At 68.4% G+C, this 22580-nt stretch carries 18 protein-coding genes; 7 read left to right on the top strand and 11 right to left on the bottom strand.

The window, feature by feature from the left end; genetic code table 11:
• Positions 1–36 precede the first annotated feature (36 nt).
• Positions 37–3420, top strand: coding sequence for an FtsK/SpoIIIE domain-containing protein (locus AA983_RS09035; protein WP_082128822.1), 3384 nt, complete (start codon positions 37–39; stop codon positions 3418–3420).
• Complete coding sequence (locus AA983_RS09030; protein ID WP_047311921.1) at positions 3417–4208, top strand: hypothetical protein; 792 nt, start codon at positions 3417–3419, stop codon at positions 4206–4208. Before AA983_RS09035 ends, AA983_RS09030 begins: the two co-directional genes overlap by 4 nt.
• 23 nt (positions 4209–4231) lie before the next feature.
• Here AA983_RS09030 and AA983_RS09025 read toward each other — a convergent pair whose 3' ends face one another.
• A complete protein-coding gene (locus AA983_RS09025) occupies positions 4232–4687 on the bottom strand; it encodes a hypothetical protein (protein WP_047311920.1) in 456 nt (151 codons plus the stop codon).
• A gap of 248 nt (positions 4688–4935) precedes the next feature.
• On the opposite strand from AA983_RS09025, the gene AA983_RS09020 reads away from it, so the two are divergent.
• The gene (locus tag AA983_RS09020) at positions 4936–5184 is read left to right on the top strand and encodes a WhiB family transcriptional regulator (RefSeq protein WP_006943843.1); all 249 of its coding nucleotides are present in this window, start codon (positions 4936–4938) and stop codon (positions 5182–5184) included.
• Between the two features lie 6 nt (positions 5185–5190).
• Here AA983_RS09020 and AA983_RS09015 read toward each other — a convergent pair whose 3' ends face one another.
• Positions 5191–6717 carry a sensor histidine kinase gene (locus tag AA983_RS09015; protein WP_047311919.1) on the bottom strand — a complete coding sequence of 509 codons (1527 nt, stop codon included), beginning with the start codon at positions 6715–6717 and terminating at the stop codon, positions 5191–5193.
• 2 nt (positions 6718–6719) lie between these two features.
• Complete coding sequence (locus AA983_RS09010; protein ID WP_047311918.1) at positions 6720–11648, bottom strand: NAD-glutamate dehydrogenase; 4929 nt, start codon at positions 11646–11648, stop codon at positions 6720–6722.
• 184 nt (positions 11649–11832) lie between these two features.
• On the opposite strand from AA983_RS09010, the gene AA983_RS09005 reads away from it, so the two are divergent.
• The gene (locus tag AA983_RS09005; protein WP_047311917.1) at positions 11833–12420 is read left to right on the top strand and encodes a hypothetical protein; all 588 of its coding nucleotides are present in this window, start codon (positions 11833–11835) and stop codon (positions 12418–12420) included.
• A 35-nt stretch (positions 12421–12455) separates the two neighbouring features.
• Here AA983_RS09005 and AA983_RS09000 read toward each other — a convergent pair whose 3' ends face one another.
• From AA983_RS09000 to AA983_RS14885, 3 genes are read right to left on the bottom strand one after another with little or no spacing between them, the layout of a single operon-like run.
• Complete coding sequence (locus AA983_RS09000) at positions 12456–12857, bottom strand: DUF6912 family protein (protein ID WP_047311916.1); 402 nt, start codon at positions 12855–12857, stop codon at positions 12456–12458.
• 39 nt (positions 12858–12896) lie between these two features.
• Complete coding sequence (locus tag AA983_RS14890; RefSeq protein WP_052947040.1) at positions 12897–14207, bottom strand: hypothetical protein; 1311 nt, start codon at positions 14205–14207, stop codon at positions 12897–12899.
• Positions 14204–14935, bottom strand: a complete 732-nt coding sequence (locus AA983_RS14885) for a hypothetical protein (protein ID WP_052947039.1) — start codon at positions 14933–14935, stop codon at positions 14204–14206. Before AA983_RS14885 ends, AA983_RS14890 begins: the two co-directional genes overlap by 4 nt.
• 126 nt (positions 14936–15061) lie before the next feature.
• On the opposite strand from AA983_RS14885, the gene AA983_RS08985 reads away from it, so the two are divergent.
• Complete coding sequence (locus AA983_RS08985) at positions 15062–15274, top strand: helix-turn-helix domain-containing protein (RefSeq protein WP_047311915.1); 213 nt, start codon at positions 15062–15064, stop codon at positions 15272–15274.
• Positions 15275–15281: 7 nt separating this feature from the next.
• Here AA983_RS08985 and AA983_RS14880 read toward each other — a convergent pair whose 3' ends face one another.
• Positions 15282–15857, bottom strand: coding sequence for a hypothetical protein (locus AA983_RS14880; RefSeq protein ID WP_052947038.1), 576 nt, complete (start codon positions 15855–15857; stop codon positions 15282–15284).
• 216 nt (positions 15858–16073) lie between these two features.
• On the opposite strand from AA983_RS14880, the gene AA983_RS08975 reads away from it, so the two are divergent.
• Positions 16074–16883: a LysM peptidoglycan-binding domain-containing protein gene (locus AA983_RS08975; RefSeq protein ID WP_156170317.1), complete on the top strand. Its 810-nt coding sequence runs from the start codon at positions 16074–16076 to the stop codon at positions 16881–16883.
• Positions 16880–17416 (top strand): Rv3235 family protein, encoded by a 537-nt coding sequence (locus AA983_RS08970; protein ID WP_052947037.1) that lies wholly within the window; start codon positions 16880–16882, stop codon positions 17414–17416. Before AA983_RS08975 ends, AA983_RS08970 begins: the two co-directional genes overlap by 4 nt.
• Before the next feature lie 17 nt (positions 17417–17433).
• Here the strand turns inward: AA983_RS08970 and secA are convergent, their stop codons facing one another.
• The 4 genes from secA to AA983_RS08950 all read right to left on the bottom strand — a co-directional run bounded on the left by secA (position 17434) and on the right by AA983_RS08950 (position 22549).
• Positions 17434–20184: a preprotein translocase subunit SecA gene (gene secA, locus AA983_RS08965; protein WP_047311913.1), complete on the bottom strand. Its 2751-nt coding sequence runs from the start codon at positions 20182–20184 to the stop codon at positions 17434–17436.
• Between the two features lie 94 nt (positions 20185–20278).
• A complete protein-coding gene (locus tag AA983_RS14875) occupies positions 20279–20845 on the bottom strand; it encodes a response regulator transcription factor (protein ID WP_052947036.1) in 567 nt (188 codons plus the stop codon).
• A 94-nt stretch (positions 20846–20939) separates the two neighbouring features.
• Entirely contained in the window at positions 20940–21584 is a 645-nt protein-coding gene (hpf, locus tag AA983_RS08955) for a ribosome hibernation-promoting factor, HPF/YfiA family (RefSeq protein ID WP_047311912.1), read from the bottom strand.
• 203 nt (positions 21585–21787) lie between these two features.
• Positions 21788–22549, bottom strand: a complete 762-nt coding sequence (locus AA983_RS08950) for a ComF family protein (protein WP_052947035.1) — start codon at positions 22547–22549, stop codon at positions 21788–21790.
• Between the last annotated feature and the right edge of the window lie 31 nt (positions 22550–22580).

Raw genomic sequence — 22580 nt, 5'->3', positions numbered from 1 at the left:
GTTGCCGGCTCGCGGGTTCGGCACACGCTGGTCACCATGAAGGTGAAACTGCGTCTGGCGCTCGCGAACCCCGACCAAGCCCACACCCGCGTCTTCGACATCGAGGCCCCCGCGGGCACACAGTTCACGACGCTGCGCGAACACCTCGGACCGGCTCTCGTCGGCAAGAGACTTCGAGTGGACGACATCGACATCGACGACGGATTCCGCCTCGGCGAGCCTCCGCTCGTCGACGGCGCGTCCCTCGAGCCGCAGCGCACGACCATCACGAACTCGGTTCCCACTCCGCTTCGACTGGTGGTGTCCGCCGGGCCGGGTCAGGGACGCTCGTGCCCGCTTCCTCCGGGTGAGCACATCTTGGGCCGCGCCCACCCGCTTCTCACCGACGACCCGCTCGTGTCCCGAACACACGCTCGCGTCATCGTGCGGCGCGGCTCGGTCGAGGTGTGCGACGAAGGCAGCTCCAACGGAACCTCACTCGATGCCCGGGCATTGGATCCGGGTGAGCCCTGCGTGTGGCGGATCGGTCAACATCTACGCCTCGGGGGAACGCGCATCCGGCTCGACACCACGCTCGAGCCCGTAGCGGTGGAAGCCCGAGGGGACGGCACACTGCGCATCCCCGCTCCGGTGGCGAACCGCCTCGAACTGGCGCCCACCCGGCTGGAGTGGCCCTCACGTCCCACGGCCCCGCCCCGCAGCCCGCTCCGGTGGGTGGCAGCACTCGCTTCTGTGCCGGTGGCCCTCGTCATGGCCGTCGTTCTGCACTCCACCCTCATGCTGGCGTTCATGCTCATCGGGCCCCTGACCATCGGCCTCACGTATCTCGACGACCGCCGGCGAGGTCGGCTCGGAGGGCGAGCGGCCGCTCGTGAGTACGCGCGATCCAAGGCGGATACCGGGCGACGAATCGACGACCTCCTGAACCGCGAGCGCCTCGAGCGCACCGCACGGCTCCCGCCACCGGACGTTCTCACCGACGTCGCGGCGGGGCGTCGGCCGGGCATCGCGTCGGGTGAACGCAGCTGGCCCCTGGTTCTGCGTCTCGGACACGGAACGTCTCCGTCGATCCATTCCGTGACTCATGACGGCGTCACACGTCACCTCACCCTTGACGACGCGCCCGTTGCGGTGGCCCTCACTTCTGGCGACCTGCTCCATCTCGACTGTGACGCCGCCTCGGTGGGTGCCTGCATGGAACACGTCGTCGCCCGGCTTCTCGTCGAAGGCGTACCCGGCGCCTGCGGCCTCCACGTCGTCACGGACATGGCTGAGGGTGCGCGGTGGACGTGGTGCCGCGACACAGCTCGCCTCGAGGTGGGAGCAGCCCTACCCGAGGACACGGAACAGGACCTGGCAGAGCGGGCCGCCCGACCCGGTCACACCGGCGACGAGCTTCCGGTTTTCGTCCTCGACGCGCGCAGCGAGGGCGCACGCGAGGCGTTGAGACGCTGGCTCCCCGTGGCCTCGGGGGTTCTCGTCTGGGTCGGACCGTCGGCGCCCGGAATGCAACGCGAGAGGCGCGGCTCAAGCGGGCCGACCGATCTCGTCGTCACGGTCCGCCACGGCCACAACGCCTCCTTGCTGCCGACCGGTCACCGATTCACCTTCGACGAGCCGATCAGTTCGTGGTTCGTCACGACGACCAGGCTCGCGCGGCGGTGGGCGACCACCTCACGCCGAGGCACGAGTTCGTCCATTCCGACGACGGTGCCCGCCGACAGTCTCCTGCCTGCAGACGTCGCCCGGGCATGGGCGGCCGGACCGTCCACCGCCGTCCCGGTCGGGTTCGGGGCAACCGGCCCCGTCCACCTCGACCTCGTCCGTTCGGGGCCACACGCCCTCGTAGCCGGCACCACGGGAGCAGGCAAGTCCGAGTTCCTCCTCGCCTACCTTCGTGGCCTGTTCACACTCAACGGACCTGGCGACGTCACCGCACTGCTCATCGACTACAAGGGCGGAGCCACCTTCGGCCCGCTCGTCGACGCTCCCCAGGTCGTCGGTCTCGTGACGGACCTCGACAACGCCCTCGCGGAACGGGCTCTGTCCGCGCTCCAGGCGGAGATCAAACGACGCGAGCACACGTTGGCTGCCGCCGGGTACAACTCCTACACGGCATATCGAGCCACCCCACCGAACAGTGCCACGGCGCTGCCGCGTCTCTTCGTCATCGTCGACGAGTTCCGCGTCCTCGCAGAGGAACTGCCCGAATTCGTTGCAGGCCTTGTGCGGCTGGCGGCTGTCGGTCGGTCCCTGGGCATGCACCTCGTCCTCGCCACCCAGCGCCCCGGTGGCGCCGTCACCGCAGACATGCGTGCCAACCTGGACGTACGGGTCGCACTGCGTGTCCGCGAACGCTCCGACAGCATCGACGTCATCGACTCCCCCGCCGCCGCAGCGATTTCGCCTCGGCATCCCGGGCGAGCGTTCCTCGCCCATGGCGGGTCGACCCCTGTCGAGCTGCAGACGGCCTTCACCGGCGCGCCACGCATGCTCCACACCGACGAACCCCCACTCCACGTTCACGAGGTCGATCTCCGCGCACCGGGCCCCCTTGCTGCCGAGCCCGAGTGCCCCGGATGCCGGCCGGCGGGCCATTCCACGACGAACGACCTGGAAACGTTCGTCGCCGAAGCCAAGGCTGCCGCCACGCACCTACCTGCTCCGCGCCGCCCGGTGCTCCCGCCCCTGTGCGAAAACACCAGGCCGGTTGCCCACCTCGCCATGGGCGAAGTGCGCTGGCCCGACCTCCTGCTCGCGCGCCCCCAAGCAGGCGAGCGCCCGCGAAACAGCGTGCCGATCGCCGTCGTCGACCTCCCGCACGATCAATCGCAACCGGTCCTCTCAGGAGCCGGCACCGAACACATCGGCATCGCTGGGGCTCCTCGCAGCGGGCGCACACACGCTGCCATGACGATTGCGAGCGCCAGACGGTCGACGGGCGAACGCACCTGGTGGGTCGGCGACGTCCCGAGCTTCCCCGTCGACGACCACTTCGCCGCTGACGATCCGGACGACGTCGTGCGCCTGCTCACCGCCCTCAACGAGCCGAGCCCGGTCGCAGAGCGCGTCGCGATCGTCGTCGACGGCTGGGAAGCCCTCAACGACAGCCTCATGCGCATCAACCACGGGCTCGCGGCGGACGAGATGTTGCGGCACGTGCAGCGCGCGCACCAGTTCCGCAGGGTGTTCGTCATCACGGGAGCGCGATTGGTTCTCGCGTCCAAGCTCGCGGCGCTCCTCGAGGTGAAGATCGTCCTGCGTCAGAACGACCAAACGGAGTACTCCCTCGCGGGTCTCCGTCCGGCACAGGTGCCCGCAGCCATGCCGCCCGGACGCGGACTCGTTCTGCCGCACGCGCACGTCCTGCACTTCGTGTCCCCGGGCGAGCCGGGTGAATGTGACACCCTGTCACCATGACGAGTACGCGCAAGATCACCGCCGCCGTCGCGCTCACGGGCGCCCTCATCGCCGCGCCGGCCATCGCCGCCGAGACGAGCACGCCCGGCACGTCGACGCCGAGCAGTACCTCGAGCACGTCCTCCGGCTCGACCTCGAGCAGCTCGTCGTCGTCGAGCAGTACCTCGTCCTCCCCGAAGTCCCCCAAGGGGAGCGCCATCACGTTGCGCCTTGACGGCAAGGGCAAGATCGACAAGTCCGCGCTCCCCAAGGAGTCGACCCTTCTGGCTACCGAGGAACTGCGCTCGATCGTGCCGGGTCTTCGGTCGGCCGACTTCTCGGACGGCACGCTCACTCTCACCGTCAAGGGAGAGGAGAGCGACAACCGCAGCCGCATCGTCATCGAGTTCGATCGCTTCGGCACGAAGGCCGACGTCACGAAGGGTTGGGACGCGGACAAGAAGGCTCACCAGGCTCGTGCCGCCAAGAACCCCGGTATCTACACCTTCGCCGGCCCTGGCAAGAACGGTGTGGCCGACTCCTTCAGCGATGGCACGACCACACACGTCCTGCTCACCAACGGTGATGCCGCGGGCCAGATCTCGTTCTCCGGCATCGGGTTCTCCTCACTCGGAGACGACCACGCGAGCGCCCGCAAGGCTTACCGCGACACGGTTGTGCCCAAGATCGTTCAACTGCTCGCCAACAAGGTGAAGGCCGGCGGGCCGGCCAAGACGCCGACCAAGTCGTCGAGCGCGAGCCCCTCCGCGATCAGTTCGTCGTCATCACCGAGCAGCGCCTCTGCCTGACACGCTGCACGGCCGACCGGGCGTCAGAGAACGGCGTCCGCCTCGTCGTCCTCGTCCGGGTCGAAGCGCGGGAGCGTGAGCGCCGCAACGAACGAGACGACAGCAACAACGAGCGTCGCCACGCCGAACAGCTTGGCTCCCCCGCTGATGAGGCTGAACGAGACCGGCACGAGCATGCCGTTCCACAGCAACGTCGGGGTCTTCGCCAGGCTCTTGTGACGCAGCAGGTTGATCGCGAGCAACGCCACGCCCGCCGCCAGGACGACCAGAACAGCGGCCTCCGTGAGGGCGCGGGTCGTGGTACTGGCCTCCCCGTTGATCACGCCGTACGCCGACATCGCCGCCATGACGAGCATCGCGAGCGCGGCAAGGCCGGTGCCGGCGGCACTGACGAGCCAGGCTGCGTCACTCGATCGCGCAGGTGTGCGGGATGGCGTCTCGTCGGGCAGTTCTGAGGCATTACGGGGTTTTCGCGTCACGCCGTAAACTGTACGTGGCACCCTCCGCGAGCCGACATGTGATCAGAAACTCACACAATCGAACAAAAAAGTTCGTCGAAACCCCTTGTGCGTACGCCGGGCCAGGTGTGAACCTATAAGGGAACGCCCACCCGCGCCCCGAACGATCATCGTTTCGATGCATCGCACAGCGCATCGGACCGTCGGCACCCCGACATCGTTCGCACCGACCCCGCCGGTTTCAGCGGAGACTCAAGGAGCAATGCCACATGGATTGGCGCAATCGCGCTGCGTGCCTGGACGAGGACCCGGAGCTTTTCTTCCCGATCGGCAACACCGGCCCGGCCCTGCAGCAGATCGAAGACGCCAAGGCCGTCTGCCGTCGTTGTGAAGTCATCGACACGTGCCTGAAGTGGGCACTGGAGTCCGGTCAGGACGCCGGTGTCTGGGGCGGCCTTTCGGAGGACGAGCGACGCGCTCTCAAACGTCGCAACGCTCGCGCGCGCCGCGCCAGCTGATCGTTCTCATCGCGTCTCAGCGGGCGGCCCATCATCACGATGGCCGCCCGTTTTCGCGTCCCCTCCCCCCGATGACGCATCGAGCGGACGCAGCCGTGCGCTGAACCGTGTCCTCGTGCCGCCTCCCGGTTCGGCAGCCCATTCGATCGTTCCGTGCAGGTCCTGGACGAAGGTGCGCACGATCTGAGTACCGAGACCCGACGCTCCCCCGGCCACGCCTTCCCCGGCGACGAGGCCGGACCCGTCGTCCACCACGCTGACCTCGAGGCCGTCGCCGTCACGACGCGCCTCCACCGTCACCCGTCCGCCGCGCTCCGCGAGGCCGTGCTCCACCGCGTTCTGTACGAGCTCGCCGAGCACCATGGCCAACGAGGTAGCGTCCTCGCTCGAGAGCACCCCGAAGGAACCGACGAGCCGCGCCTCGACGGGAGCGTCCGGCAGCCGTGCCACGTCGACACCGGTCGTGAGTCCTCGCTCGGCCACCTCGTCGAAGTCGACCGCTCCGCCGAATCCCGCGCTCAACGTCTCGTGGACCGCCGCAATGACCGCGACGCGACGGCCGGCATCCGCGAGCGCCCGCTGTGCCTCGATGTCCGGCAGGCGCCGCGCCTGCAGCCGCAGGACGGCCGCTACCGTCTGAAGGTTGTTCTTCACCCGATGGTGAATCTCACGGATCGTCGCGTCCTTCGTGATGAGCTCGCGATCGCGGCGGCGCAGCTCGGTGATGTCGCGCAGCAGCAGCGCCGCCCCGAAACGGCGCCCCTCGGCGATGAGTGGCACGGCGCGCACCATGAGCGCGGCCGACCCCTTGCGAAACTCGGCGTGCCACGGCGCCCGACCGGCAAGCACGACGCCGCCCTCCACAGGGGCTTCCGCCGACGTCACGCCGCGCTCCTCGAACGCCGTGCCGAGCCGAAGGCCGAGGGCGTTCGTCTCGATGCCGAGGCGCCGCAGCGCCGAGACGGCGTTCGGGCTCGCGTAGGTGATGTGACCGCCCTCGTCGAGCGCGATGACACCGTCACCGACTCGGGGTGCACCGCCACGGCCGCTGGAGGCGCCCCCTCCGTCGGGGAAGGTTCCGTCGGCGACCATCGTCAGCAGCGCGTCCGACAGCCCGAGGTAGCGGCTCTCCAAGCGCCCGCGGCGTCCGACGTTGCCACGGATCATGTGTCGACTGAGGACGGCCACCGTGGTGATCGTCCGTCGCACCGGGATGGTCTCGACCGTGACAGGCTCCCCGTCGTCGTCCTCATCGGCCGACGTCCGTTGCCCGGAGACAGAACTGCGGGTCAGCCGCGCGGCGAGTTCCTGAGAGGGCGCCACGCCGACGAGGTCCTCGGCGAAGATGCTGACACCTGTCGTGGGCCGCACGTGAGCGGCGGCACGCCACCCCTCGTCCGTGCTGACCCACAACACGAGGTCGGAGAACGACAGATCCGCGAGCAGCTGCCAGTCGCCGACGAGCTGGTGCAGCCACTCGTGGTCGGCCTCGTCACTCCACGAGGCCGACCCGAGAATGTCGGTCGTCGTCACGCTCACGCGGTCGGCTCGGCCTGCCCTGCGTCGCCGGAGGTGCCACGCGTCAGCGTGCGCAGCGTGCGCAGCGCGACCGACATCGGTGCGAGACGCGATTCGGCCCGCTCGACGCCGGCGATCGCCGCACGGCCGCGCTCGACCGCGAGCGCGTGCCGCTCGGCCCAGGCGTTCCAGCGCTCCTCGGTGGACCCGGCCTCCGGCGCCTCGAGCATGACGTCGCGTGTGAGGTCGGTGAGCACCGCGTAGGCGTCGTCACGCACCGCACCGCGGGCCAGTGCGTCCCACCGGTCGTCACGCGGCAGCTCGGCGATGGCGTCGAGCATGCGTCCCAGACCGATCTGCGCCGCACCGTGGAAGTACGTGCTCGCCACGGCTTCGACGTCGGCGTCCATCTCGTGCGCCAGATCCGTGATGTCGAGCAGGACGAACAGATCGAGCAGGGCGGCGGCCCGTCGGGCCAACTGCTCGGGAACGCCCTGTTCCACGAGACCCGCCGCCGTGTCCTCGTACTGCTCCCGGCCCACGCCGATGACGAGCTCCGGAACCTTCGGCGCGAGACGGCTGACGGACGGCTCGTAACGCTCGATGAGCGCCGACACCGACGTGTGCTCCACCTCGTGATGGACGAACCAGCGGGTGGCTCGGTCGAGCAGACGACGCAGACGCAGGAGCAGAGAGGACTGGACGTCGGTGCTCACAACGTTGTCGAGTGCCTCGACCTCGTCGATGAAGCTCTGCGCGTCGAAGACCTCACGGGCCACGACGAACGCCTTCACGATCTCCTCCGGGCGGGCCCCCGTCTCCTCGCTCGCGCGGTGGACGAACGTGATGCCGCCGCGGTTGACGAGGCCGTTGACGACCGAGTTCGTGATGATCTCGCGACGCAGTGCGTGCGCCTCGATCGCCTCGGGGTACCTGGTGCGCAAAGCGTCCGGGAAGTAGGCGGCCAGTTCACGGACGAACCACTCGTCGTCGACGACGTCGCTCGCGAGGACCTGATCCTTCAGGCGCAGCTTCGCGTAGGCGAGCAGCACGCTGAACTCCGGCGAGGTCAGGCCCTCACCGGCCTCGATCCGCTCGTCGATCTCGACGTCGTTCGGCAGGAACTCGAGCTCGCGGTCGAGGAAGCCGTCCGCTTCGAGGGCGTCGATGAGACGACGGTGCACGTGCAGCATCGCCGGCGCCTGGACGCGCGCATTGCCGAGCAGCGTGTTCTGGTCGGTGTTGTGACGCAGCACCTTGTGGGCAACCTCGTCGGTCATCGACGCGAGAAGCTCGTTGCGTTCGTCCATCGTCAGCCCGCCGTCGCGTACGACATCGGCGAGGAGGATCTTGATGTTGACCTCGTGGTCGCTCGAGTCGACGCCCGCCGAGTTGTCGATGGCGTCGGTGTTGACACTGACGCCGTTCTGCGCTGCCTCGATACGCCCCAGCTGGCTGACGCCGAGGTTGCCGCCCTCACCGATGACGCGGACGCGCAGGTCACGCCCGTCGACACGGATGGCGTCGTTGGCGCGGTCGCCGATCTGCTCGCTGGTCTCGCTCGAAGCCTTGATGTACGTGCCGATGCCACCGTTCCAGAAGAGGTCGGCCGGAGCGAGCAGCACGGCGTGCATGAGCTCGTTCGGCGTCATCGTCTCCACGTCGCCCTCGATACCCAGGGCCTCGCGGATCTGCGGGGTGAGGCGCACCTGCTTGGCCGAGCGCGAGAACACTCCGCCGCCCTCGGAGATAAGGTCACGTGAGTAGTCCGACCACGACGAACGCGGCAGCTCGAACAGGCGCTTGCGCTCCGCGTAGGAGGTGGCCGCGTCCGGGTTCGGGTCGATGAAGATGTCGCGGTGGTCGAACGCCGCGACGAGGCGGATGTGCCCCGACAGGAGCATTCCGTTGCCGAACACGTCGCCGCTCATGTCGCCGACGCCGACCACCGTGAAGTCCTCGCTCTGGGTGTCGTGCCCGAGCTCGCGGAAGTGACGCTTGACCGACTCCCACGCACCGCGGGCGGTGATGCCCATGGCCTTGTGGTCGTACCCGTTCGAGCCTCCGGACGCGAACGCGTCGTCCAGCCAGAAGCCTGCGCGACGAGCCACGGCGTTGGCCTTGTCGGAGAAGGCCGCGGTGCCCTTGTCGGCCGCGACGACGAGGTAGGGGTCGTCGCTGTCGTAACGCACCACGTCCTTCGGGGGGATGACCTCGTCACCGTCACGGTTGTCGGTAACCGACAGCATGCCGCTGATGAAGGCCTCGTACGCCTCGACGCCCGCGGCGAGCCACGCTTCGCGGTCGCTCGGGTCCGGGAGCTGCTTCGCGACGAAACCGCCCTTCGATCCGGTCGGCACGATGACGGCGTTCTTGACCATCTGCGCCTTGACGAGGCCGAGCACCTCGGTGCGGAAGTCCTCGAACCGGTCGCTCCACCGCAGGCCGCCGCGCGCCACCTGACCGAAGCGCAGGTGGACACCCTCGACCTTCGGGCCGTAGACCCACAGTTCGAACATCGGAGCCGGTGCGGGGATGCCGGGCACGTCGGCGCACCGGATCTTGAAGACGAGTTCGGCGACCTCGCCGGAAAGGACCCGCGGGGTGTACGCGTTGGTGCGCACGATCGCCATGATGACACCCTCGAGAGTGCGCAGGATGCGGTCGTGGTCGAGACTCGCCACGTCGGCCAGTCCGTCGGAGAAGCGCTGACGCACCGCCTTCGTCTGGGCCTCACGCTCGGCGTCGTCGAGGGTCGGGTCGAAGCGCGCCTCGAACAGACGCACGAGCAGCGACGTGAGGTCGGTGTTGGCCAGCAGCGCCGCGACGACGTACTCGTAGCTCAACGAGAAGCCGATCTGGCGCATGTAGCGAGCGAGGGCCCGCAGGTGACTGATCTGGCGCCACGTGAGCCCGGCAGCGAGAACGAGCTGGTTGAGGGCGTCGTTCTCGGCCTGCCCACGCCACGCCGCGAGAACGGTGTCCTGCACGTTCGTGCGGCGGCGCGAACTCTCCTGCGGGGTGTTGCCCCACATTGCCGTGCGGTCCGCGATCAGACCGAAGTCGTACACGTACGAGGTGCGACCGTCCGAGCGTCGAACCGTGTATGGGCGCTCGTCGGAAACCTGCACGCCGAGGTGGGTGAAGATCGGGAAAACCTCGGTGAGCATGAGGGGTTCGTTGCGGAAGATCTTGAGCCGACGTTCGCGGGTGTCGAGGTTCTTGGTGCCGTAGAGCGTGAGCGCGGAGTCGTCGTCACCCAGCCTCTCCAGGCGTTGCATGTCCGCCACCGCCTGGCGTGGCGAGAACGCCTCGGAGTAGGCCGTCGAGAAGCCCGTGCCGTACTGCGTGACGAGAGCGCGGGCCGTCGAACCGTCGAGCTCACCCTCCGTCTGCGCGGCATGCGTGACACGCTCGGTCCACGTCCGGGTCGTCTCCAGGACGTGAGCGCGAATCTGCTCGGGCGTGACGTCGGGAATGGCGGCGCCGCGCGGCATGCGAACCGTGTAGAAGATACGGGCGAGCGCCTCGGAGCTCACCCGAGCCGTGTAGTCGACGTTCTGCGCGCCGTAGGTTTCGCGAAGGAACTCGGCAATGGCTTCGCGCACCCGGGTGTTGTACCGGTCACGCGGCAGGTACACCATGACGGCGACGAAGCGCCCGTAGTCGTCATTGCGTGTGAAGACGCCGACGTGGCGGCGCTCCTGGAGGCGCACGACCTCGGTGGCGATGTCGTAGAGGCGCGCGGACGACGTCTGGAACAGTTCGTCGCGCGGGTAGTTCTCGAGGACGTTGAGCAAGTCACGTCCGGAGTGGGAGTCGGGCGAGTGCCCGGCTCGACGCACGACCTTCGCAACCCGCTCGGCAACGACCGGAACGGTCGACGTCGGTGCCGCGTAGGTGCGGGCCGTGTGCAGACCGAGGAAGCGGCGTTCCCCGGTGACGTTGCCTTCCGCGTCGAAGGTCTTCACGCCGACGTAATCGAGGTAGGCATCACGGTGAACACGTGAGCGCGAGTTGGCCTTGGTCAGCATGAGCAGCTGCGGGGAGCGTGCCATGGCGCGGCTCTCCGGCGTCATGCGCTCGAACCCGGTGGCCGAACCCGATGCGCTGCGCAGGATGCCGAGGGCGGTGCCCTCCACGGGCCGCAGGACGTCCTCCTCGTCCATGGTGGCCAACTCGTACTCCCGGTAGCCGAGGAAGGTGAAGTTGTCGTCGGCCAGCCAGTGCAGGAAGCGGCGCACGTCAGCCGTGGCGAACTCGGGAACACTCACGGGCGGGTCGTTCTCGAGGTCATCGGCCGTCTGGAGGGCCATGTCACGCATGCTCTGCCAGTCCTCGGAAGCCAGGCGCACGTCGCGAAGGACCTTGTGCACGGTCTCCACCATGTCTTGGCTGCCGTCGAACTCGCCCGCCGGCGAGAGGTGGAGATAGACCCACGACTCCGCGACCTCGTGCGCGCCCGCGGGAAGTTCCTCGCTGTGACCGGGCAGACGGACCGCACCCTGACGCTTGCGATTTCGCGTTACCGTGATGAGGCGACCGGCATCGTCACGCACGGCACGCATCTGCGGGTGGACGAGATCCCCGATGCCCGCACCTCGAGCCGTGAACGCTGCCACGAGTGAGTCCACGACGAAAGCGGTGTCGTCCGTGACAACGCGAACCACGACACCCGAGGTCAGGCTGGAGACACCCGCGTGCTCCACCGCGTCCGCGACGAGCGAGCGCGGCAGTTCCTCCTCGACGACGACGACCGGCTCCCCCTGGCGTCGCTCGGCCGCGGCCCTCCACTGCCCTCGCACGATCCACGCGAGGTGATCGAGGGATTTGCCCTCCAGCTCCGCGGCCGGAATGTCGCCCAACACCCCCTGAGCGACTTCGAGCGTGACACCGACACGTTCGGCGACTTCGGACAGGACGGGCGTGGAAGCCTCGACAGACATGACCTCTCCTGGCAGGACGAAGAAGCGGCACGACGCTGTGCCACCTAGGCGACTCTAACGCGCGCGGACACCCGAGTCCGAGTCGAGGGCGAGCGGTGTTGCCGGGCCCTCGTCCCACCTGGGTTATCCCCAGGCACGGAGGGTGCGCCGACGCCGAGATTCGCCCTGCTCATACGCTGGGGGTATGCCTGCTGCCAGCCTCGCGAGTCGTGACGTCGCCACCCACCTGACGCGTTGTGCGCTGCGCCTGCTCGACATCCCGTTCGACCCTGCGACGGCACTGAACGGTGAGGCGTTCGACCGCGTCGTCGAGTCCCTGAGCGAACAACTGAGTGACGCCGCGGGCGCCGAACTCGCCGGGCAGCCCGCACCGTCGTTCACCGCTCCTCGCACGGGGCCTTTCCCGCCCCTCGTGACGCGACGGGCCCAAGCCGGGCTGAGGCGTCAGATCGAATCCGGCCGCCTGCCGGGGAACGCGGTTTCGGTGCGTCGGGCCGGTGAAGCGATCGACGACATCCATGACGAACTGCGGGCTCTGCTCATCGGTGAAACCGGGCCCCAACATTGCGGCGCGCTCGTCACGTCGGTGGCCGACGCCCTCGACCGTCTCAGCCGCGTTCTCGCCGCGTACCGTCACGGTTACCTTCGTCTCGGCCCGCTCGTGGCCGGCCAGGAGGGGTCGTTCGACGCCCTGGGCGACTCGGCAACACGTCTCGAGCGCTTCCTCACCCGATGTCTCGACCGTGTCGGTGACGACCGGATGCTGCGTTGACCCGACCACGTGGGTGGGCGCGTCGCCCCGAGCGGTCAGCTGCTCAGGAGTGCACGCACGCTGTCACGCTCCCCTGCGTCGTACCAGCTCAGTTCGAGCTCGGCGTCCTCCTGCACGCGCTCGCCCGGGTCCGCGACGAGGAAGCACGCGACATCCCGCAGACCGACGTCGCCCAGGAGCGAGATCGCACCCACGTGGCCCTCCGCGTCCTCCACGCGCTCGGGCCGCACGTCGAACGCGAGAACCGCCACGGGGTCACTGGTGGCTGCGGCTGCGGCGAGCTGGCAGGCGAGGTGCTCGTGCAGTTCCTCGTCACCGTCCGGTGCGAGTGCTCGCACTCCGGGCGTCACGCTCACGACATGGGTGGCCGGAACCGATCCCTCACGGGATAAGATGTCGAGTGCGTCGGCGTCGACAGGCATGTAGGCACGGATCATGGGCTGGCGCTCCTCGCTGGATTGCGTACGTGCCACACCCTAGCGAGGGGCCCGCAACCGGCGCAGACCGCGGCGGGTCGCAGGTGGCCCGGCGGTCGCCCCGAGGCTCGCCGCGACCCGCGCAACCGCCGCCACGTACGCGCTGTCAGGTCGTGTGGTCGACAACAGCTTGCCAAGGAGAAGGGCGCCGTCCAATTCGTCGCGCGCATCGGGCAGCACCGCCACCGGATCGACGTCGGCGAACCGAGCAAGCGCCTTAGCCACCACCTTCTCGGGTGCGCCGCCGACAGCCTGCTCGCGGGCCTTCGAGACGACGACGCGCGTGGCCGGATGCGAGCTACCCACCTGTTCCCACTCGACGACGAAACGCTGCAACCCGATCGGGTCGCAGGGCGCGAGGGCCAGCAGCACGTCACTGCGCTCCACCGCTTCGATACCGGCCGCAGCGCGCACCGGAGCCACGGTGTCGTACAGCAGCGACTCGTCGATGCTGAGGTCACTCGCGATGTCGAGAACGATCCACCGGTACCCCGTGACGGCCTGGTCGAGTACCGCGCCGAGGTGAAACCGACTGAGCTCGTGCCAGCGTGACGCGCGGCCGATGCCCGTCAGGACGTCGAAGCCCTCGTCGAGGGTGACCGTGAGCGTACGTAGCTGCGACAGGTTCAGCGTCCCTGCATCCACGAGCCTCGCTGCGGCGAGCAGACCGGGCGCTTCGTCGAGGAGACCGAGGACCGGAGCACAGGCCGGCGCCACGGTGTCCGCGTCGATGAGCAGGGTGGGGCCGTCCTGCGAGAGCGCGTGTGCGAGGTGTGTTGCGCACGTCGTGCGACCGGGCGACCCGGCCGGTCCCCACACGGTCACGACGGTCGCGCGTTGCCCGGCATTGGGCGAGGTCGAGGCGGGTCCGACAGTGGCTCGCTGCGAGAAGGTGGACGGGGTGTCCGCCTCCTCACCCACCTCTTCGGTGGTGACCGAGAGCCCCGCGCCGCCCACCGTCACGGGCGAACGCTCCAGTGACCGGACGAGCTGCTCCAGCTCGCCCGAACCGACCAGATGAACGTGACTCAGAGCCCAGGCCTCACACTGGCGGGCGTCGGTCGGGGACGTGGGAGCGACGACGCCGAGGACGGAGGTTCCGCGCAGTGCGAGTTCGGCGACGATGCTGCCGTTCATTCCCGGGAAATCAGGGCTGATCGCGGCGACGGTGACGCTCCCGGCCTCAGCCACGGTGAGGAGTTCCTCCACGTCGGCACAACGACGCACGAGTTCCGCGTCCTCGACATCCTCGAGTTCAGCGGCGAACCGCGCTTCGAGCCGGGCGGAGATGGCTGTGGCGACGCTCGTCATGAGCGTCGACTCCCGGCCAGAGGCACGAGGGTGATCCGCGAGCCCGAGTTCACCGCGTCGATGATCTCGGCGAGCGATGCTCGCGGCACGACGAGCTCGACAGGCTGACCGTCGGCAACGGCGACCACCCCGCCCGAGCCGGAGCCGATGCGCGAGACGAGAGCTCGGTCGATGACCTGTCTCGGCCGTTCGAAGCTGTTCGATGTCGTCTCGCTCGACTTGTCGGCAACCCAGACCTCGACGTCCGTGCCCGCGCGCACGACGTCGGCCTGCCCGCGGTCCAACGTCACGGAGACGGCGCGCACGTCGACACTGCTCGCGTCGGCCACCGCCGATCGCGGAACGAGCTCGCCCCGCGCGACGGGCCTCTGAACGACGCCCGAGGGCGCCGGGCCGCTGAGGTACACCGACTGGACCTCGTCGAGACGCACGGCAGTGCGCACGACATCGCTCGCCTGAAGGCGCTGCCCCGGCACGAGATTGGTACGCGCCGTCCAGACCTGGACCGAGTCGTCGAGCCCGGAGATGACACGGAGGGTGCCGATGACACCGACAGCGAGCAGGAGGATCCCGACGATCCAGCGAGCGTCCTTGATGCTCGCAGGAACGAACCGCGCACCGGATCCGCCGGCCCGTCGTGACGAATCGTTGCTCGTGCCCGACGCGTCCTCACCGTTCGAACCACGCGCCGTCGTTCTCACGACCTTCTTGCCCCACGGTGTCTGCACCGTCGCTCTCCCTTCACCGGTTGTCCACAGCCACTGACATCGTCAGCGATGAGGGTCTCGGCGCAGGCCTAGAATGATGGTCAGATTTTGGTAAGAATTCCGCAGGCTCGACTCCGAGGAGGCCCCGTGGCTCAGCGCTTCGTTCAGATCGCCGATGTCGCCGAGACGCTCAACGTCTCGGCCCGCCAGGTGTACGGCCTCGTGAAGTCCGGCGAGCTGCCCGCCATCAAGATCAACAACCAATGGCGCGTCGAAGCCGACGAGGTCGAGCGCTACATCGAGCGGCAGTACGAGGCAACACGCAACGCGGTGGCCTCGGGCCACATCGACGACCTGTGACGCTCGTTCAGCGGTAGTCCTCGCCCCGACGGGCTCCCACCTCGATGCACGCCACAGCCTGTGTCGTCAGGACGACCGGTGTTCCTGCGGAGCGTCTCACCACGGCGTGATCGACGCCGACCGCATCGACGAGACCTGTGAACTCGTTGCCACTCGTCGTCCGCCACACGACGGTGACTCGTGAGCGGGCGAGCGCCCGGAGCAGCGAGCCCCAGGTTCGTCCCACACTCGGCGCATCGTCCTTGTGGTGCGAGGCACGCAGACCGGTAGCGCTCTCGAGCGCGGCGGTGGCCACCACGACGGAGCCCGGGCGCGCGAGGTCGTCGACTCCGAGCACCACGTCCTTCCTGGTACTGCGATCCAGCGCGATCCACCCCCTGGCCACCTCGACGAGTCGCCCCCGCACCGGATGCGCCGCAGCAACGACCTCGACGTCGGAACCGAGCGAGCCGCGCAGCCGGTCCTCCAGTGTGACGGCGGCCCGTTCGGCGCGGACGCCCTCGGCGATCTCGACACGTCTCTGTGCTGCGCGTCGGGCAGCCTCCGCTGCCTCGAGATCGGCGAGCAACCTGTCCATGCGCATGGCTGAACGCTAGCCCGGACTCGCGGGCGAGCGGGGATTCTCCGGTGCCGCATCGAGGGCTGACCGCGCACGTCGCTCAGGCATCGCTAAACATTGATCATCATTAATCGACATCATTTGTAACTTTTCGACATAGAGTGACCTTCATCAACAGCGAAGGAGATCGGTCGGAACACCTCGAACGACTCCGGCGCGATTCACGAGAGAGGCGACATGATGACCACTCACACCACTGCCGGCGAGCGACGGCTCGCGGCGACGTTCGCATGCGGCGCCTCCGCAGTGTGCTTCGGCGGCGCCGTGTGGGCGGCCGTACACCTGCTCGGAACTCGGGCACAACAGACGACGGACGAGGCCGTGGCTTCGGTGTTCGTCGCGCTGGCCGGCGCCTGTCTCGTCCGACTGGCCTGGGTGTGTGGCGCAGCCGCCCTGGACATCCTCGCGACTCCGGGTTCACGCCCCGAACCGGGTGCACACGGCTCGACGGAGCGAGCTCACCGCAACCCGGCGAGGGCACGAGCCGCTTCGCTCTTCCTCGCCCTGGCTGCATTCGTCGGGTCCGGTGCAGCGGCGGCGAGCGCCACACCCGTCGCGGGCGTCTCGGTCACAGCGACGACGCAGGCTCCCTCCCCCGACTTCGCGCCACAGGTGCCCGACGGGTCGCCCTCGACCACACCTGACTTTGCGATACCACCCACGTCGGATTCCCACACGGTGCCGCAGGAGTGTCGGTCTGCGCCCGAGCCTGGCTGGGTGCCCTCGTCACGAGCCGCGGACGCTCACAGCTGTCGCCTCGTCGTACCTTCAGGACGCGCCGCCGAGACCGGTACGCACGTGGTCCTTCGAGGACAGAACCTGTGGTCCATCGCGGCGGCGCACCTCCCGGAAGGAGCCCCGGCCGAACTCGTGGCCGACGCCGTGGGCACCTGGATCCAGGCCAATCCGGACCTCCGGGCGAACCCGGACGTCATCCAGGTCGGCGACGTGCTTCGCGTGCCCGGCGCGACCGTGGGAGCGCTCCGATGACCACCACGTTGCAACGGGTCGGCGAGCGACGGCCCAACCAGATGCCACCGGTGCTCAGCTCGGAGGAGGTGAGCGCAGTGCTGCGCGGTGAACTCGCCGCACCCACAGCCGGCGAGCTCCGGGCACGCCTGGCCACGGACTACGCGCGACGTTGCGGCGTGGACGAGGACGTCGACCCCATGTTCGGACCACAGCACACGCCGTCGGCCGCGCTCCCCGATGCACGCGTGTGGGTCCAACGATTCGCCCTGGCACTCGTCGAATGCCTCGACGGACGAAGGCCGCCCACGCAACTGTCGCGGCACGTCGACGCCGACGTGCTCGGCCGTCTGACGCGCCGCTACCGCACCGCCCTACGGCGCGGCCCGCGTGCCGGCCTGACGCGGGTGCGCCGAGTACGGGTCTGCGAACCGTGCGACGGGGTGGCCGAGGCAGCGGTCGTCGCACGCATCGGCGGTCGTCCGACGCCCATCGCTCTACGCCTCAACGGCACCGACGGCCGATGGGTCGTCACGGTGCTCGAAATGCTCTGAGGTGGCCGCGATCGCGATCAGCGCTTGCGCTTCTTCGAGCCCTTGGTGTTCTTGCCGCCCTTGGAGCCCTTCTGCTTACGGGAGCGATCGGCGGCGCGACGCTGCTCACGCGACTTCTCCTCGTCCTCGTCCATGACGTGGCCGTCGGCCGCAACGCGGTGCTCCTCGGCGAGCCCCTCCTCGTTCGGGGCGGTGAAGTGCATCTCCTGCTGCTTCGGCGCCGGCGTGGAAGCCTCGATCTCGTCGGGATCCACCTGCACGTTGAAGAACAGCTGAACCGACTCCTCCTTGACCGCCTCGGTCATGACGTCGAACATCTGGTAGCCCTCACGCTGGTACTCGACGAGAGGGTCGCGCTGCGCCATCTGACGCAGGTGGATACCTTCCTTGAGGTAGTCCATCTCGTAGAGGTGCTCCCGCCACTGTCGGTCGAGAACCGTGAGGACGACGCGACGTTCCACCTCACGCGCCACCGTCGTGCCGAGGTAGCCGGTGCGGTCGTCGAAGGCGTGCTGCGCGTCGGAGCGAAGTTCCTCACCGAGGATCTCCGGGGTGATACCCGCGCGGCCACCGAACTCCGACTCGAGCTCGTCGAGGGAGATCGAGACCGGGTACAACTCCTGGAGCGCTCCCCAGAGCTTCTCGAGATCCCAGTCCTCGGAGAAACCGGAGGCCGTGGCGACGTCGATGTAGGCGTCGATCGTGTCGTTGATGAAGTGACGCATCTGGCCTTCGATGTCGCCCTCGACGACGCGCTTGCGCTCGGCATAGATCGTCTCGCGCTGGCGGTTGAGGACGTCGTCGTACTTGAGGACGTTCTTGCGGATCTCGAAGTTCTGGCTCTCGACCTGGCCCTGAGCGGACTGGATCGAACGCGAGACGATCTTGTTCTCGATCGGCTGGTCGTCGTCCATGCCCGACGTCGACATGAAGCGGTCGACGAGGCCGGCGTTGAACAGACGCATGAGGTCGTCCTGCAACGACAGGTAGAAGCGCGACTCCCCCGGGTCACCCTGACGACCGGATCGTCCCCGCAGCTGGTTGTCGATACGTCGCGACTCGTGACGCTCGGTGCCCAGCACGTAGAGGCCGCCGAGTTCCGTCACGGCGTCGTGCTCGGCCTTGACGGCCTTCTCGGCCTTCTCGAGTGCCTCGTCCCAGCTCGCCTCGTACTCCTCCGGAGTCTCCTCCGGGTCGAGTCCGCGCTGCTTGAGCGCCGCCACGGCCATGAACTCGGGGTTACCACCGAGCATGATGTCGGTGCCTCGACCGGCCATGTTCGTGGCGACGGTGACGCCGCCCTTGCGGCCCGCCTGCGCGACGATGGCGGCCTCACGCTCGTGGTGCTTGGCGTTGAGAACCTCGTGCGCCACGCCCTTGCGACGCAGGAGCTCCGACAGCTTCTCGGACTTCTCGACACTCGTCGTACCGACGAGAACGGGCTGGCCCTTGCGGTGACGCTCGCTGATGTCGTCGACGACGGCGCGGAACTTCGCGTCCTCGGTGCGGTAGATGCGGTCGGCCTGGTCGACACGCTGGGGCGGGTTGTTCGTCGGGATCGTGATGACGCCCAACTTGTAGATCTGGTACAGCTCCGCGGCCTCGGTCTGCGCTGTACCCGTCATGCCCGAGAGCTTGTCGTACATGCGGAAGTAGTTCTGCAGGGTCACCGTCGCGAGAGTCTGGTTCTCGTTCTGGATCTCCACGCCCTCCTTGGCCTCGATGGCCTGGTGGACGCCCTCGTTGTAGCGACGGCCCGCGAGCATACGCCCGGTGTGCTCGTCGACGATCATGATCTCGCCGTTCATCGCGACGTAGTCCTTGTCGCGCTTGAACAGCTCCTTCGCCTTGATGGCGTTGTTGAGGTAGCCGATGAGCGGCGTGTTCTCCGCCTCGTAGAGGTTCTCGATGCCGAGCAGGTCCTCGACCTTCTCGATGCCGGACTCGAGCAGACCGACCGTCTTCTTCTTCTCGTCGACCTCGTAGTCGCCGGCCTTGACGATCTTGCCTTCCTTCGACTTCTCGGCGCGCGTCAGGTGCTCGACGATGCCGGCGAACTCGACGTACCACTTCGTGGCCGCGTCGGCCGGGCCGGAGATGATGAGCGGCGTGCGAGCCTCGTCGATGAGGATCGAGTCGACCTCGTCGACGATGGCGAAGTCGTGTCCGCGCTGCACGAGCTCCTCGGGCGACCACGCCATATTGTCACGCAGGTAGTCGAAGCCGAACTCGTTGTTCGTGCCGTAGGTGATGTCCTTGGCGTACTGCTCGCGTCGCTGTGCCGGCGTCATCGAGGAAAGGATGCAGCCGGTCTCGAGGCCGAGGGCGCGGTGCACGCGGCCCATGAGCTCCGACTGGTACTCGGCGAGGTAGTCGTTGACCGTGACGACGTGGACGCCCTTGCCCTCGAGCGCGTTGAGGTAGCTCGGCAGCGTCGCGACGAGGGTCTTGCCCTCACCGGTGCGCATCTCGGCCACGTTGCCCATGTGGAGGGCTGCGCCACCCATGAGCTGGACGTCGAAGTGACGCTTGCCGATGGTGCGACGGCTCGCCTCACGGACGGCTGCGAAGGCCTCCGGCATGATGTCGTCGAGCGTGGCACCGTCCTTGAGACGGGCGCGGAAGCGTTCGGTCTCTTCGCGCAGTTCGGCGTCGGTGAGCTTCTCGAAGTCCTCCTCGACGACGTTCACCTGAGCGGCGATCGCTTCGAGCTTCTTCAGCGTTCGGCCTTCGCCGGCACGCAGAACACGTTCGACAACCTTGGGCACTCGACAACTCCGTAGATCGATGGTCGGTGAGGGCAACGGCCCGCGGCCTCACACTGACGTAGTACGCCCGAGACGGACGCACAGTTCCCTAAGCCTAGTCGCTCGGGCGGCGCCCCTCGCGCCCCTCCCGCGGCGAGGCGTCCGACAACGCCTCGCGGGTCAGGTCGACCGCTTCCCGACGCGTCGTGACGTCGAGCTTGCGGTAGATGCGCGCGAGGTGATTGCGCACGGTGTGCTCCGAGATGAACAGGCGCGCCGCGATGGCGCGGTTGGCCTGTCCACCGGCGAGCAGGCGGAGGACTTCGACTTCACGCGCGGTCAGGACGTCGAGCACGCTGTCCGGCCGCAGAGCCCGTCGCGCCAGACGCAGCAACGACTGGGTGAGGTCAGGGTGGGCATAACTGCCCGCGACCGCGAGCGCCTCGGCGGCCTCGGTCAGTTCGTCGTGCGAGGGCACGTAGGGGAAGAAGGCTGCAACACCGGCGCCGACCAGTCGTTCCAGGACTGCTTCGTCGGCCGGCTCGACGACCGCCGCGACGTCCTCCGTACGGGCGAGTGCGACAAGGCGTCGAAGGGAAGCGATGGACGAGGGCTCGTGCACCGCGATCTGCCGGTCTTCGACCACGATGGTCGCGACGACATCACCTGACATGCGCTCCATTGTCACCGATCCTCACGGGAGCGACCCTGGGGGCGAACGGCCGCGGGACCGCCCGCACGGTGTGCGAACGGCCCCGCGGTCGAGTCCGCCGGTCTCAGGCGGTGGCCTCGTCGTCGTGCGCGACCTCCTCGGCCACGTCGAGGTGGATGACGCCGTAGGACCAACCGCGACGGCGGTAGACGAGGCTGGGACGCCCCGTCTCCTTGTCCTGGTAGAGGTAGAAGTCGTGGCCGACGAGCTCCATTTCGCGCAGAGCTTCGTCGACGTTCATGGGCGCACTCTGGTGAACCTTCTCACGCAGCTGGACCGGGCAGTCCGGGTCCTGTCCGAGCGCAGCGGGTGCTTCGTCCGCGTTGTCGCTGAGGTCGGGCATGACCTCGAGCAGTCCGAGGTCGGCCGTTGCCTCGGCGACGGAGGTGGGGCGCGCGTGGCCGCGGTGCACACGCCTGCGGTCGTGCTGGCGACGCAGACGCTCACCCAGCTTGGCCATGACGAGATCGAGTGCCGCGTACTCCTCGTCCGCCGCTGCCTCGGCTCGGATGACCGAGCGCTTGGCGCGGCAGGTCACCTCGATGCGGTACGCCTCTTTCGCACGTCGCGGGTTCGGTTCGTGCGTGACGACGACGTCACAGCGCACGACGCGCGGGTCGAGCTGCGGAACCTTTGCCAGCTTTTCCTCCGCGTGGCGGTGGAAGCGGGCGGGAACCTCGACGTGGCGACCGGTAACGGTGATCTCCATGGGAATGACCTCCTCAGGCCAAGAACTGATGCTGCGTGAGTCGGCGGGGCCGGGCACATTCACGGCGCCGCCCAGGGAACTGAGTGCATCACCTCCTGCCAGGAGTGGATCGTGACTCCACGCTAGACCTGTGAGGGGACCCACACCAGGGTTTCGTGACGATCCGATGAACAGCGCGTGACGTGCCCAGGACCACGGACGTCTCATGCGTCGCCCCGGACACCCGCGTCGGGCGTCGCGGCGACCGCCGCGAGAAGGACAGGGTCGTACCCACCGCGCACGAGGACACCGTGAGCCGAGGCCAGAGTGGCGCCGCTGGTGACGACGTCATCGACGAGGACGACGCCGCACTCCTCCGGCGCATGGGCCTCGCGGGCGCCGGCCAAAGCGAAGGCTCCGGCGACGTTGGCGCTGCGCTGGGCTCGGGTGAGGTGGGACTGGTCGACCGTGCGTCGCGAGGCGCGCAGCAGAGAAGCTTCGACGAGCGTCCGCTGCTCGGCACCTGCTCGATCGCTGTGCAGCGATGCACGCACCACCTCCCCGAGAGGGAAGCGGCCGCGTGCGCGCGTCGCGGCGGGCGACGACGGGACGGGGGTGAGCAACCACCTCCTCGGGATCGGCCGCTCCCCGTCGACGTACTCCGCGAGCGCCGCCGCGACAGCGGCGCGCAGCAGGACGCCGAGAACGGGCGCGAGGTCACTGCGGCCCTCGTCCTTGAACACGGTCACCCCACGACGCACGGCACCTTCGAACGGCGTGGCCGCATGGACGACGAGGTGTGGCGCGAGGCTGGGACGGACTCGCAGGAGTTCGAGCCGCGTTGCCCGAGCGCATGCCTCACACCACGGCGTGGACCAGCGTTCGCACCCGGCACAGGTGACCGGCCACGCGAGATCGAGGAGCTCCGCGAGCGCTCGACGAAGCGGCGATCGGGAATCCTCGTGCACGAACGGGCTGGGGCGCATGCCTCACGGTCGCGCCTTGGGGACCCCAGGC

It is taken from the genome of Dermacoccus sp. PE3 (assembly GCF_001021715.1).
GTDB lineage: Bacteria > Actinomycetota > Actinomycetes > Actinomycetales > Dermatophilaceae > Dermacoccus > Dermacoccus abyssi.
Note: the sequence above shows the minus strand (reverse complement) of the source record. Positions and strands in the feature narration are given on the sequence as shown.